Below are 12,291 nucleotides of genomic sequence, written 5' to 3' on the forward strand. Positions count from 1 at the left end.
GATCGTGTCCATCCCGCCGCAGGTAGGCCGATACCGCATCGCGCGCCCCGTCGGGGCCGGCGCGTTCGCCACCGTGTGGCTGGCCTACGACGACGAGCTGCACTCGCCGGTGGCCGTCAAGGTGCTCGCCGACAACTGGTCCCAGCGGGCCGACATCCGGGGGCGCTTTCGCCAGGAGGCCCGGTTCATGCGGCAGGTCGACTCCGATCACCTGGTCCGGGTGTTGGACATCGGTGAGCTGCCCGACGGCCGGCCGTACCTGGTGATGACGTACGCCGCCGGCGGTACGCTCGCCGACCGGCTGGGTGGCGGGCCGATGCCGGTGCGCGCGGCGCTGCGGATCGCCGCCGACATCGCCAGGGCGGTGGCGGTGCTGCACGACAGCGGCGTGCTGCACCGCGACCTGAAGCCGTCCAATGTGCTGTTCGACCCCACCCCGGCGGGGGACCGGGTGTTGGTCGCCGACCTCGGGCTGGCCAAGACCCTCGCGCACGCGTCCGGGTTCACGGTGGTGGCCGGCACACCCGCCTACATGGCGCCCGAACAGCTCGTCCCCGGCGCAGGGATCGACGTGCGTGCCGACGTCTATGCGATCGGCGCGCTGACGCAGCACATGTTGACCGGCTCGCCGCCCGGGCAGCCGGTGGCGGCGGCACCCCGCGCACCCGCCGCCGTCGAGCGCGCCGTCCGCCGGGCGCTGCACCGCGATCCGGAGCGCCGCTGGCCCACAGCGGCCGCGTACGCCGCCGCGTTGGAGGGTCTGCTCGCCAGGCGGCAACTGGCGGCCCGCCCGCCGTCGCGGCGCATCCGCCGGTTCCTCGCCGCCGTCGGCACCGTGACCGCGACGCTGGTCATGGCAGGGTCTGCCACCGCCGCCACCGCGCCGCACGGCTGGACCCGGGTGGGTGACTCGACCGGTGCTGTCTCGGTGGCCGTTCCCGACGGCTGGGCACGGCAACTGCGCGACGGCGGCTGGGCCCCGACGGTGATCGGCCTCGCCGACGGGCGCGGCCCCGGTCTGCTCGTCGGGGCCGACCTCACCCAGTGGTCCGATGTCGACAGCACCACACCGGGGGTCTTCGTGGGGGTGAGCCCCGGTCTGCGCGCAGCGGAGCAGCCGGCGCTGCCCGATCACGGCGGGTGCGCACCCGCCGCCGGCCGGGCGGTCACCGTCGCCGAGTTCAGTGGGACCGTTCGGCACTGGGCGCGATGCGGTGGCGCGCAGACGTCGTTCAGCGAGGTCACCCTTGTCGCGGCCGCCGGCACCTTCGGCGTGTACGTCCAGATCAAGCAGACCGACGGCGTCGACCGCACCGACGAGATCCTCGGTACGCTGCGGGTGAACGGCTCGATGGTCGAACAACGCTAGTACCGTTCCCAGTTCCCGGCGTGGTCGACAGTGCGCCACCGGCGTGTCTCGGTGCCACCATCGAGCTTGCGGACGGTGGCCTGCACGGCGTTGTCACGCACGACGCGATACGAGACGAACGTCATGACCCGGTCGCCGCTCGGACTGGGAGCGTCCCCCAGAATGACCGGCCGCGCCCACCGCACCCGGCCGGTGTAGTCGAGCTGAACCGGCACGAGGGCCTGCCGCCGCGCGGCGCCGGAGTTGCCCAACTCGACGAGGACGAGCGCGTCCTCGGTCGACGGCGAATTCGCCGGCTCCTCGGTGATGAAGTCGGCGTACACCGGCCGCGCGCCGCCCGGCAGGATTCGGCAGGGCACGTCGAGGCCGTTGGACCCGTTGCGGAACACCACAACGTCGTCGGACTCACCGCAGAACTTCAGACTGCGGATCACCGCATTCGGCCAGTCGGTCCGCCTGATCTCGCTCACCGGAGCGGCCGGCCGGGAGGTGCTGTTGGCCGGGGCGTCCGGGGTGGCGCTGCGGGTGGTCGGAGCACTCGGGCCGGCGCTGCCGGTCGCCGGAGCGCTCGACGCCGACGGGCTCGGCGGGCTCGCGCTGGTGAACGGAGAACCGGCAGGCCCGGCGTCGCCGTCGACCCGTTTCAGAGGTGACGTGCAACCGGCGACGAACGTGAGGGTGAGCATCGCACCGACGAGCAGGTTGCCGCGCATGGGTGCTCCTTCCTTCGCGGGTCTGTCACAGGGTTTGATGCACCGGTACGGGCCGTGGTTCACGCGACCGGAGCGGCACCTCTGTCCACCATCGGTGCACCCGCCCTCCTCCTCAAGTCGTAAGCGCATTGCCGTCTCGCGCCAGATGGCTCGGGGCGATCACTCGAACAGGCTTGTCCCAAGGCATCGGGTGACGCCGTACGGACCTGCTCCGGACACCCGTTCGCCAGGAAAGGCACTGGCAGACGATGCGCTCTCTCTCCCTTCTCGCCCCCGGCTCACCCCGACCCGCCCGGCCTGTCGTCCGGCTCGGCGCGGTGCTGGCGACCGCTGTCGTCATCGCCGTGGGCGCCGCCGGCTGCGGCGCGCCCCCACACAATCCCGCACCGCACATCGACGCTCCGGCGGCACCCGCGACCGGGACGGCTTCCGCCCTGACCGACGCCGACGTCAACGCCTGGCTCGACGGCCTGCTGCCGGCCGCGCTCGACCGCACCGGCATCGCGGGAGCCACCGTCGCCGTCGTGAACAACGGCAAGATCCTCACAACCCGGGGGTACGGGTACGCCGACACCGGCACCGGCGGCAACGGGGCCGTACCGGTCGACCCGGACCGGCATCTGTTCCGGATGGGTTCGGTGTCGAAGCTCGTCACCGCCACCGCGGTGCTGCAACTCGTGCAGAGCGGGAAGCTCGACCTCGACGCCGACGTCAAGGCGTACCTCGACTTCGAACTGCCCCTCCGCTACGAGCGGGCCGTCACACTGCGGCACCTGCTCACGCACACCGCCGGCTTCGAGGAGCGCATCGCCGGCCTCATCGGCTCCGACGCCGGCGATCTCAACCTGCGGAGGGCGCTGATGACCGACCCACCGGAGCAGATCTACCGGCCCGGCACGGTCCCCGCCTACTCGAACTACAGCAACGCGCTCGCCGGCTACATCGTCGAACGTGTCAGCGGGACGCGCTTCGAGGAGTACGTCCAACGCAACATCCTGGACCGTGCGGGCATGCCGTCGTCGACCTTCGAGCAGCCCCTCCCGCAGGCGCTACGCGACCGGATGTCCAACGGGTACGAGACGTCCGCCGCGCCCGCCGCGCCGTTCGAGATCGTCGGCACGCCCCCGCCCGGTGCGCTGAGCGCCCCGGCCACCGACATGGGGCGATTCATGCTCGCCCAGCTCGGCGAACCGGTCGGCTTCGCGCCCCTGCTGGACCAACCGACCCGCGAGCTGATGCAGCGGCCGGCACTCGACGCGACGTCGCTGGGCACGCTGGCCGACGGGCCCCGGATGACCCTCGGCTTCTTCACCGAGGACCGCAACGGTCACCGGATCCTCGGCCACGGCGGCGACACCAAGTACTTCCACTCGCACCTGCAGATCTACCCCGACGACCGGGCCGGCATCTTCGTCTCCCTCAACAGCAACGGCACCGGCGCGCTGGACAGTCACGAGCTTCGCGAGTCGATCGTGAACGGCTTCGCCGACCGCTACTTCCCCGCCCCCGGTGACCAACCGACCGCCGGCGTGGACCCGGCGACCACCGCCAGGCACGCCGCGCTCGCCGCCGGCACGTACGAGTCCTCGCGGGCGATTGGGAGCAACTTCCTGACGGCGATCGGCCTGCTCGGTCGGACCACTGTCAGCGTCACCGACGGCGACCGGTTGCTGGTGGAGCCGGGCCCGCTGTCGGACTCCCCCGCCCGCTACGAGGAGGTGGCCCCCTGGGTCTGGCGCGAGGTCGGCGGGCAGCGCACGATCGCCATGCGGGCGACCGACGACCGGGTCGAGGCGATCAGCTTCGACTCCGCGTTCGCGTTGCTGCCCGTCGAGCCGGCCCGCGCCTCTACCGTGGCCATTCCGGTGCTGGCACTGTCCACAGTCGTGCTGCTGCTCACCGTGCTGTCCTGGCCGGTCGGCGCGATCGTCCGCCGTCGGCTCGGCCGCGCCCCCCGGGAGCGGGCGGGGCGTACCGCGCGGATCCTGAGCCGCCTCGCCGTCGCCGGCACACTGCTCGCGTTCGCCGGTTGGGTGCTGAGCATCGGCAGCATCATGAACCTCCAGGACGTTCCCGGGCCCGTCCTGCGCACCACCCAGGTGCTGCAACTGGTCGGTTTGCTCGGAGTGCTGCCCGCCGCGGTCCGACTCGTCGACGACGTGCGACGCCACATCGGCTGGCGGCGGATCACCGGCAGTGCCCTGATCCTGTTCGCCCTCGCCGGCGCGGGCTGGTTCGCCGTGGAGTTCCACCTGCTCGCGCCTAGCATCTCCTACTGACCCGCCCGACCCGGGACGATCCGGAGCAAGGATGCGCACCGCATGAGGGACCACGCCGACACCGAACCCGGCACACCGCGACTGACGAAGTGGCTCGACGGACGGCTCACCCGGATCGGGGTGACCGGCGTGTTCCCCCGGGACTGCCTGCTGGCCGCGGCGCTGACCGTCCTGACGTTCGTCCTGTTCACCGTGCTCTTCTGGTTCGTGGCACCGGAGGACGGGGTGTCGTTCGACCCGACGCGGGCCTGGCTGCTCGTCGCCATCTGCTGCGCGCAGGCGATGCTGCTGTGCCTGCGTCGGGTCCGGCCGCTGCTCTGCCTCACGCTCATCGTCGGCCTTCAACTGCCCATCATCGGCTTCTCCCTGCCCGAGGCGACCATCCGGGGTCTCGCACCGTTCGTCGTGGCGTACACCGTCGGGTCGTTGCTGCCGGTCCGCCGTGCGCTGTTGGCCGTCAGCGCTGTCGTGCTGGTGGAGTCGATCGGGGCGGCCGTCGTGGTGATCCCGGATCTGCTGACTGCCGTCGCGTACGTCTCGGCGAGCGCCCTGACCTACGCCAGCGCGACGTTCGTCGGCGGCTACGTGGCCACCTACCGGCGCTACGTGGAGTTGGTCCGGGTGCGGGCGGACGAGGCGATCCGGGAGCAGCACACGAAGGTCCAGGCGGCGATCGGGGCGGAGCGTTCTCGGATGGCCCGGGAGTTGCACGACGTGGCGGCGCACCACCTCTCCGGCATGGTCGTGCAGGCGGCGGCGGTCGAGCGACTGATCGACCGGGACCCGACGGCCGCGAAGGCCGGTGTGGCCTGGATCCGTAGCCAGGGCAAGGAGACCCTTGACAACCTGCGGCTGATAGTCGGCGTGCTGCGCGGCAGGCCGGGGCACGAGGGCGGCGACGGCGCCGCCCCGGTGCCGGGGCTGGGCATGCTCGACGACCTCGTTCGCACGGCGGGCAGCCTCGCCGGCCCGGTGGAGTTCGTCCGGGAGGGCGAGCAGCGCGAGGTGCCGCCGATCGCCGACGTCGCGCTCTACCGGATCGCGCAGGAGTCGCTCAGCAACGCCCGCCAGCACGCCCCGGGCGCTGCGGCGCGGGTGGTGCTCCGCTTCGAGCCCCGCTCGGTGTCGCTGGAGGTGGTGAACGAACCCGCCGCGCCGCGACGCGTACCGGCGGCACGGACCGGTGGTGTCGGACTGGTGGGCATGCGTGAACGCGCCCAACTGATCGGGGCGACGTTCACCGCCGGCCCGACGGCGACCGGCGGCTGGTCGGTCGCCGCGACGCTCCCGACGAACGGTCCCGCCACATCCCGGTCGAAGGAAGAGGCCCCCGCATGATCAGAGTGATGCTCGTCGACGACCAGGCCGTCGTCCGCGCCGGCTTCCGCGTCATCCTGGAGCAGTCCGGCGAGATCGAGGTCGTGGCGGAGGCGTCGAACGGGTCCGCCGCCGTCGAGCTGGCCCGCCGGCTGCAACCGGACGTCATCTGCATGGACGTCCGGATGCCGCACGGCGACGGGATCACCGCGACCCGGCAGATCGTCGCCGAGGCGACCGGTACGCCACCGGCGGTGCTGGTCGTGACGACCTTCGACCTCGACGAGTACGTCTTCGGCGCGTTGGAGTCCGGTGCCAGCGGGTTCATCCTCAAGGACTGTGAGCCCGAGGAGCTGATCGAGGCGATCCGTCGCCTCGCGAGCGGGTACGGGCTCGTCGACCAGGCCGTCACCCGCCGGGTGATCTCGGAATTCGCCAGGCGGACGCCCGCTCCCCGCTCGGACGCGGCGGCGGCACACCAGCTCACCGCGCGGGAGACCGAGATCGTGGAGTTGCTCGCGCAGGGCCTGTCGAACGTCGAGATCGCCGAGCAGCTCTTCATCGAGACCAGCACCGTCAAGTCGCACCTCGGTCGCGCCATGGCGAAGATCGGCGCGCGGGATCGGCTGCAGACCGTCGTGTGGGCGTACCAGAACGGGGTGGTCCACCGGTGACAGCGACAGTGATCCCGAGCCCGGCGGCGGTGGGTCCACCGCCGGTCGAGAGTGGACATTGTCGGAGTACGATCCCGGGCGTACCGCTGTGGTGACCCCCAGCTGACGACCCCTCGATAGGAGCCAGGCATGGCCGGCCCGGACCCCGAACTCGCCGCGAAGCTTCAGCCCGACGTGCCGCACGCGGCACGGATCTGGAACTACTGGATGGGTGGCAAGGACAACTTCCAGTCCGACCGGGCGGCCGGCGACGCTGTCGCCGAGGTCTACCCGGAGATCGTCCTCATGGCGCAGCAGTCGCGGGTGTTCCTGGTGCGAGCCGTGCGTCACCTCGCGGCCGAGGCGGGCATCCGGCAGTTCCTGGACATCGGCACCGGCCTGCCCAGCATGCAGAACACGCACGCGGTCGCCCAGGGCATCACACCTGACGCGCGGATCGTCTACGTGGACAACGACCCGATGGTGCTGGTGCACGCACGGGCGCTGCTGGCCAGCACGACGTCGGAGGGTGTCACCACCTACGTACCGGCCGACTACCACGACCCGGAGAAGATCCTCGCCGAGGCGGCGCAGACGCTCGACTTCGACCAGCCCATCGCCGTGATGTACATGGGCGTGATGGGCTACGAGCCCGACCTGGACGTGGTGCGCTCGATCGTCGGGCGCACCATGGACGCGGTGCCGTCCGGCTCGCACCTGGTGCTCTGGGACGGCACCAACACCAGCCCGGCGGTGGTCTCCGGCGCCGAGCGGCTGGCGCAGAGCGGCGGGGCCCCGTACATCCTGCGCAGCCCGGAGGAGCTGAAGAGCTGCTTCGACGGGTTGACGATGGTGGAGCCGGGCCTGGTGCCGATCCCGCTGTGGCGACCGGAGGATCCCGACGCCGTCGGGATCGACGCCTATGGCGCGGTGGCCCGCAAGCCCTGATCGAGACGACGTCCGCCCCGCCCCCGCCATCGCGCCGGAGCGGGGCGGACGTCGTTCACCGCGCGCAGGTCAGGGTCAGGCCGTCGGGCACCGCGCTGGTCGTCACGAGCAGGCCGAACGTGGTCGCCCCGTCCATCGCCAGCGTCCCGTTGTAGGAGGCGTTGCGAACTGTGACATCGGCCCCTGCCGTCTCGGCCACCCCACCCCAGGCCGTCTGGACCTGCTCGTCACCGGACCACCGCCAGGAGACGCGCCACTGGTCCAGCGGCAGCGTCCCGGTGTTGCGGACCGTGACCGTCGCGACGAAGCCGCTCCCCCAACGGGCGTCGATGGTGGCCGTGGCGCGGCACGAGGTCAGCGACGCGGTGCGGGCCGAGGCGATGACGTACGGGTCGCGTCGGCCCTCGGCGTCGGTGAACCGGTACCAGTACTCCGTGTCGGGTGTCAGCCGGTCGATGGTCACCGAACCGTTGAGCTCCGGCCCGGAGACACCCTCGGCGACAGCGGCCCGCCACTGTTGGGCGTCCTCCCGGCTGCTGAAGAGGCTGACGGTCATCGGCGGGTTGTAGCCGCAGGGTGGGCGGAAGAAGATGACGTACGAGATGGTCAGGCTCGTGGTGGTGGTCCCGGCCACTCTCGCGCTGATCGGCAACGCTGGTGGACAGGTCGGTGTCGGTGTCGGCGTGACCGACGGCGTCGGCGCTGGTGTCGCTTCGGCAGCGTCGGTCGTCCCGGTCCAGGCGGCCAACGCCATGGTGGTGACAGCGAGGAACATGCGAAGCATCGGTACCTCCGTGGGTTACCGGCACCGATGACCGAGGTGGTAGCCGGTGCCGCGCTCGGGTGCCGGTCGCCGATGAGGGCTGCCCGGCACGGGTGACATGGTCACCTCGCGCGCCCCGTGGACCGGAGGAGATCTGGTGCGCGCTGGCTCCCCGAGCACGACCGAACCACAGCATGGCAGTCGACGAACATCGATACAACCAGATCCCAGTCCCGTCGAACACCGTCCGTCTTCTCGTCGCCACAGGGACACCCGCAGGGCGCCCGAGGCCCGAATGATCTATCACGGTCTATTCATTCGGACACGGGAGCACACCATGCTCGACGCAAGCAGCACGTCCCGGCGACCCCGGATGGTGAGGGCACTCATCGCGGCAGGCGCTGCGGCAGCGCTGGCGGCTGCCGCACTGGCCGCGCCGACCCCCGCCAACGCCGCCGTCAGCCGGGCCGAGCTGGCCCGCCGCTGGGCGCCCATCCACTACCAGGACGTCGATGCCACCGGTAGCCACGCCCTGAGCGGCCAGTCGGACTACCTCACCCGGGTCGACCTCGACGGCGACCTGGACGGACGCAACAACTGGGACCAGGCTGGCCAGGCAGGCACCGCCCTCGCCGCGCACGTGTACTACTCCGTCGTGGAGACGAGCACCCATTGGTACATCACGTACTTCTTCTTCCACCCTCGCGACTGGACCGACCACCCGTTCTTCGAGACCGAGCACGAGAACGACGGTGAGGGCGCGCTGTTCGCGATCGAGCGCGACGGCTCCACCTACGGCGTCCTCCGCTCGGCCGTCACGGTCGCGCACAGTGATTTCTTCTCGTACACGCCCACCGGCAGCACCTGGACCAACGGCGGGGAGAGCATCGACGGCACCCTGCGGTTCCAGGCGTCACCGCACGACACGTTCCAGCACCCGGTGACGGCGCAGGAGGCGCAGGGCCACGGCCTCAAGGCACACCCGCAGTACGACATCAACGGCGACGGCCTGGTCTACTACCCGTCCATCGTCGCCGAGACCCCGAGCAGCAGCAACGACCGCGACGTGCGGTATCAACTGATCGACATCTTCGCCGCCGACGGCCTGTGGGCGCAGCGATCCAACGGGAGCCTGTTCGCCAGCCTGGGCACGTTCGCCGGTGACACGTCCGGCGACTGCGGCGTCGGCACCTGGAGCTGTTCGACCAACTCGGCCAACGCACCCTGGGGCTGGGACGACGGCAACGACACTCCCGCGCGTGGCGAGATCGCCAGCGACCCGGCACGACTGTCGGCCGCCTACTTCACGGTGCCGACCGGCCTGGCCCGCACCTACAGCTACAACCCGTACGCCGGTGCGGCGGCGGCGCTCGCCGAGGCGGCGAGGACGGCTCCGCCGACCGTCGACTGATCTCTTCGTCTCCCCGGGGTCGGGCCGTCCCGGTCCGTCACCGGGGAGACGAACCGACCCGTGCCCGGTCGCTGTCGTTGTCGGAGAGGAAGGACGCCAGTGCCTGCCCCTGCTCGGTCACGGCGGCCCGCTCCGATCGGGAGAAGGGGCGCAGTGGGCTGACGGTCACCGTGCCCGACTCGACGCTCCAGGTCGCCGCGACCCGGCCGTCGACGAGCACCACACGCTCGCCGGCCACCGAGAGGAGACGGTGCGCGTCGTCGATGATCCGGCTGCGGTCGTCGTAGCCGAGGATCGCGTTGTCGAACGCCGGCAGAAACCGCACCGGGGCGGGTGTCTCCGGGTCCGGACGCGGCGCGTCGGCGAGGTCGATCAGCTTCCGACCACGCTCGTCCCGGAAGGTGACCAGCTCGTCGCGCAGAGCGGTCACCGCCGCCGGCAGCCCGGCGAGGCCACACCAGGCACGCAGATCGGCCGTGGCCGCCGGGCCGAACGCGGCCAGATAGCGCCGTACGAGCAGTTGGCCGACGGAATCGGTGCCCGCCGCGGTCGGCGGGGCGATCTCGCGGCCGAGCCACGTGCAGAGCAGGACGTAGCGCGCGCCGCCCTTCGCGCGCCACAACCCGCGGGGCGGCAGTTGCGTCACCGGGAGCAGCGCGACGGCCATCTCGCCCAGCGCCCGCGGGTCTGACGCCGGCCATCGTCCGCCAAGTGCCCGACCGATCTTGGACATCGCGCGGGGCACACCGTCGGCCAGCAGGGCGAGGGCGGCAGCGGCGAGGTCGTCGAGGTCCACCCCGTCGAGCTCGCCGCGGTAGACCCCGAGCACCCGCTGTCGCAGCATGGCGTCGTGGCGGGGGCGCCAGGCCACGGCGTCGTCGGCGGTGAGCAGGTGGACGGTGCGGCGCATGAGGTGCATCCGCACCACGTGTCGCTCGGTCAGCAGGGTCGAGAGCGCGGCCGGGTCGAAGGCGCGCAGCCGCGACCAGAGCCCGATGAACGGCTCCTGCGGCTCCTGGGCCTGGAGGCCACCGAGGTGGGCGACGGCGTCCATTGTCGACAGGTCGGCACGGTCGAGCAGCAACTGTCGGGCGAGCGTCGCGCGGTTGAGCGCTCGGGTGTCGAGAACGGTCATCGGGTCCCTTCGGTCGGCGTCATTATCCGAACCGGGGCCGACAGTCCGGGTGCCCGGCGTCCCGGGTACGCGAATTCGCCCCGTCCGCTGGCACCGGGCGGGGCGAATTCGGACGGTGCACCGATCAGTGTCTGCCCACGAAGATCCCGATGCCGTTGGCGACCAGACGCTCCGTACCGTCGGATGGGCTGTTGCGGGCGGTGGCCACGGCCTGGCCCGGCTCGCGGACGGCGACGGTGCTCGACCCGCCGCCGTCGAGGTTCACGGCGGCGTCCGCGCCCAGCGAGCGCATCAGGTCGGCCAGTTCGGCGATCGTGAACCCGGCGCTGGCCGGGGCGCGGCCGGCCAGCGCGACCAGGAACACGGTCCGACCGTCGGGGCTGACACCGGCCGCGCTGCGTACCGCTGCGGTCTTGGTGTCCAGGCCGGCCAGCGGCGCGCCGTCGCGCAGGATCGGCGCGCCACCGACCGCGAAGGTCAGCTTCGGCTTGCCGGCGGAGACGAGCTTCTCGCGCACCTGCACCCGGTCACCGACGGCGAGGTCGTCGAGCGCGTCCGCGCCACCCTCGCGGCCGACCAGCACCTGGGTGTCGGCCGGGATCGCGCCCGCACCGGGCGTCGGGCTGACCGCGGTCACCACACCGTCGCGTACGGTCACCTCGTAGGTGTGGGTGCTGCACGGGTCGCTGCGGCTCGTGTCGGTGCCGCAGGTGGACCGGACCCGGGAGGCGGTCCCCCAGTCGGCGGTGAACAGGCCGACGCCGTCGACCGGGAGCGCGTACTGGTTGAGGCCGCCCAGCGCGATCGTGCCCTTCGCGCTGCGCACCTCGCCGTCGAGGCTCAGGGTGTCGACGCGCGCCTGACCGTTCACGCCGACGCCGAACACGTCCCGGGTCGAGGTACCCGGGGCCAGGCCGGGGCCGAAACGCTGCGCGGTCGGCACCGCGAACTTCAACTCCTCGCCGTCGGCGATCTCCGGACCGGACGACGAGTAGGTCGGGGTGACGCCGGCGTGCGTCTCACTGTTGTTGAAGAAGTCGCCGTTGACGCCGGCGACCGCGCCCTGCTCGTTCGTCATCGCCGAGACCACAGTGCGCTGCGCCACCGCGTCGGGGTGCAGCAGGTCGAGGGAGACCTTGTTCTTCTTCAGGTCGGCGGTGAGCAGGTAACCGACGGTGACGCCCCGGGGCGTGCTCACCTGGAACGAGCCGTACGTGACGCCGGGGGCGAGCTGCACGGTCGAGGTGATGGTGATCGGGGCGCCTGTCGCGGGTACCGTGGCGGTCGCGGCATGGGCGACGCCGGCCGGCGTGACGAGCGCGGTGAGTCCCGCCGCGAGCAGCAGCGCCAGACGTGGGCGTACGAGGTGCGGTGCCCTCATTGCCGCTCCTTTCCTGGTGCGTTCCTGGCCGGGGCCGGGATGGTCGAGCCGGGCCGGCGGTTGACCGGACCGGCGATGATCTTCCTGGTCAGCCGATCACCCGGGGGTGAACGCGGGAGGCTGCGGACGTGAACCGCCCGCAGCGTCTTGATCAACTGCCGGAGCGGCCGGATCGGGCCGGCGTCCCCGGGGGTGCCAAAAAGTTTTGTGCACTTCCTACAACTGAGCGACGGTGGGTTCGGTGGTTGCGCCATAGCGCTGGCCGCCGCCACCCGGAAAGGTGATCACTGCTGGGAGCCGTCGTCTCCCGGCACGCAGGTCG

Annotated in this window: 10 protein-coding genes; 6 read left to right on the forward strand and 4 right to left on the reverse strand. The window is 71.7% G+C overall.

What is annotated here, in order from left to right:
* The first annotated feature begins 4 nt into the window (after positions 1-4).
* Positions 5-1,369, forward strand: a complete 1,365-nt coding sequence (locus AB0B94_RS06290) for a serine/threonine-protein kinase (protein ID WP_357269038.1) — start codon at positions 5-7, stop codon at positions 1,367-1,369.
* On the opposite strand, the gene AB0B94_RS06295 is transcribed toward AB0B94_RS06290, so the two are convergent.
* The gene (locus AB0B94_RS06295) at positions 1,366-2,082 is read right to left on the reverse strand and encodes a hypothetical protein (RefSeq protein ID WP_357269041.1); all 717 of its coding nucleotides are present in this window, start codon (positions 2,080-2,082) and stop codon (positions 1,366-1,368) included. The genes AB0B94_RS06290 and AB0B94_RS06295 overlap by 4 nt on opposite strands.
* A 248-nt stretch (positions 2,083-2,330) precedes the next feature.
* On the opposite strand from AB0B94_RS06295, the gene AB0B94_RS06300 reads away from it, so the two are divergent.
* The 4 genes from AB0B94_RS06300 (at position 2,331) to AB0B94_RS06315 (ending at position 7,279) form a co-directional block, all read left to right on the forward strand.
* On the forward strand, positions 2,331-4,361 hold the full coding sequence (locus AB0B94_RS06300; RefSeq protein ID WP_357269044.1) for a serine hydrolase domain-containing protein: 2,031 nt from the start codon (positions 2,331-2,333) through the stop codon (positions 4,359-4,361).
* 42 nt (positions 4,362-4,403) lie between these two features.
* A complete protein-coding gene (locus tag AB0B94_RS06305; protein ID WP_357269047.1) occupies positions 4,404-5,699 on the forward strand; it encodes a histidine kinase in 1,296 nt (431 codons plus the stop codon).
* Positions 5,696-6,352, forward strand: a complete 657-nt coding sequence (locus AB0B94_RS06310; protein ID WP_357269050.1) for a response regulator transcription factor — start codon at positions 5,696-5,698, stop codon at positions 6,350-6,352. Before AB0B94_RS06305 ends, AB0B94_RS06310 begins: the two co-directional genes overlap by 4 nt.
* Positions 6,353-6,481: 129 nt before the next feature.
* On the forward strand, positions 6,482-7,279 hold the full coding sequence (locus AB0B94_RS06315; RefSeq protein ID WP_357269053.1) for an SAM-dependent methyltransferase: 798 nt from the start codon (positions 6,482-6,484) through the stop codon (positions 7,277-7,279).
* A gap of 55 nt (positions 7,280-7,334) precedes the next feature.
* On the opposite strand, the gene AB0B94_RS06320 is transcribed toward AB0B94_RS06315, so the two are convergent.
* Positions 7,335-8,063 carry a cellulose binding domain-containing protein gene (locus AB0B94_RS06320; protein ID WP_357269058.1) on the reverse strand — a complete coding sequence of 243 codons (729 nt, stop codon included), beginning with the start codon at positions 8,061-8,063 and terminating at the stop codon, positions 7,335-7,337.
* A gap of 316 nt (positions 8,064-8,379) precedes the next feature.
* On the opposite strand from AB0B94_RS06320, the gene AB0B94_RS06325 reads away from it, so the two are divergent.
* Positions 8,380-9,453 (forward strand): hypothetical protein, encoded by a 1,074-nt coding sequence (locus AB0B94_RS06325; RefSeq protein ID WP_357269061.1) that lies wholly within the window; start codon positions 8,380-8,382, stop codon positions 9,451-9,453.
* Between the two features lie 37 nt (positions 9,454-9,490).
* Here AB0B94_RS06325 and AB0B94_RS06330 read toward each other — a convergent pair whose 3' ends face one another.
* Positions 9,491-10,588, reverse strand: coding sequence for a winged helix DNA-binding domain-containing protein (locus tag AB0B94_RS06330; protein WP_357269064.1), 1,098 nt, complete (start codon positions 10,586-10,588; stop codon positions 9,491-9,493).
* A gap of 124 nt (positions 10,589-10,712) precedes the next feature.
* Positions 10,713-11,969: a phosphodiester glycosidase family protein gene (locus AB0B94_RS06335; RefSeq protein WP_357269067.1), complete on the reverse strand. Its 1,257-nt coding sequence runs from the start codon at positions 11,967-11,969 to the stop codon at positions 10,713-10,715.
* Positions 11,970-12,291: the final 322 nt, after the last annotated feature.

The sequence above is a fragment of the Micromonospora sp. NPDC048986 genome (assembly GCF_040649335.1).
Taxonomy (GTDB): Bacteria; Actinomycetota; Actinomycetes; order Mycobacteriales; family Micromonosporaceae; genus Micromonospora; species Micromonospora alfalfae.

Excerpts from the sequence above, each read along its gene's own strand:
- AB0B94_RS06295 (WP_357269041.1), bottom strand. The coding sequence starts at position 2,082 with ATGCGCGGCAACCTGCTCGTCGGTGCGATGCTCACCCTCACGTTCGTC.
- AB0B94_RS06300 (WP_357269044.1), top strand. The coding sequence starts at position 2,331 with ATGCGCTCTCTCTCCCTTCTCGCCCCCGGCTCACCCCGACCCGCCCGG.
- AB0B94_RS06305 (WP_357269047.1), top strand. The coding sequence starts at position 4,404 with ATGAGGGACCACGCCGACACCGAACCCGGCACACCGCGACTGACGAAG.
- AB0B94_RS06310 (WP_357269050.1), top strand. The coding sequence starts at position 5,696 with ATGATCAGAGTGATGCTCGTCGACGACCAGGCCGTCGTCCGCGCCGGC.
- AB0B94_RS06315 (WP_357269053.1), top strand. The coding sequence starts at position 6,482 with ATGGCCGGCCCGGACCCCGAACTCGCCGCGAAGCTTCAGCCCGACGTG.
- AB0B94_RS06320 (WP_357269058.1), bottom strand. The coding sequence starts at position 8,063 with ATGCTTCGCATGTTCCTCGCTGTCACCACCATGGCGTTGGCCGCCTGG.
- AB0B94_RS06325 (WP_357269061.1), top strand. The coding sequence starts at position 8,380 with ATGCTCGACGCAAGCAGCACGTCCCGGCGACCCCGGATGGTGAGGGCA.
- AB0B94_RS06330 (WP_357269064.1), bottom strand. The coding sequence starts at position 10,588 with ATGACCGTTCTCGACACCCGAGCGCTCAACCGCGCGACGCTCGCCCGA.
- AB0B94_RS06335 (WP_357269067.1), bottom strand. The coding sequence starts at position 11,969 with ATGAGGGCACCGCACCTCGTACGCCCACGTCTGGCGCTGCTGCTCGCG.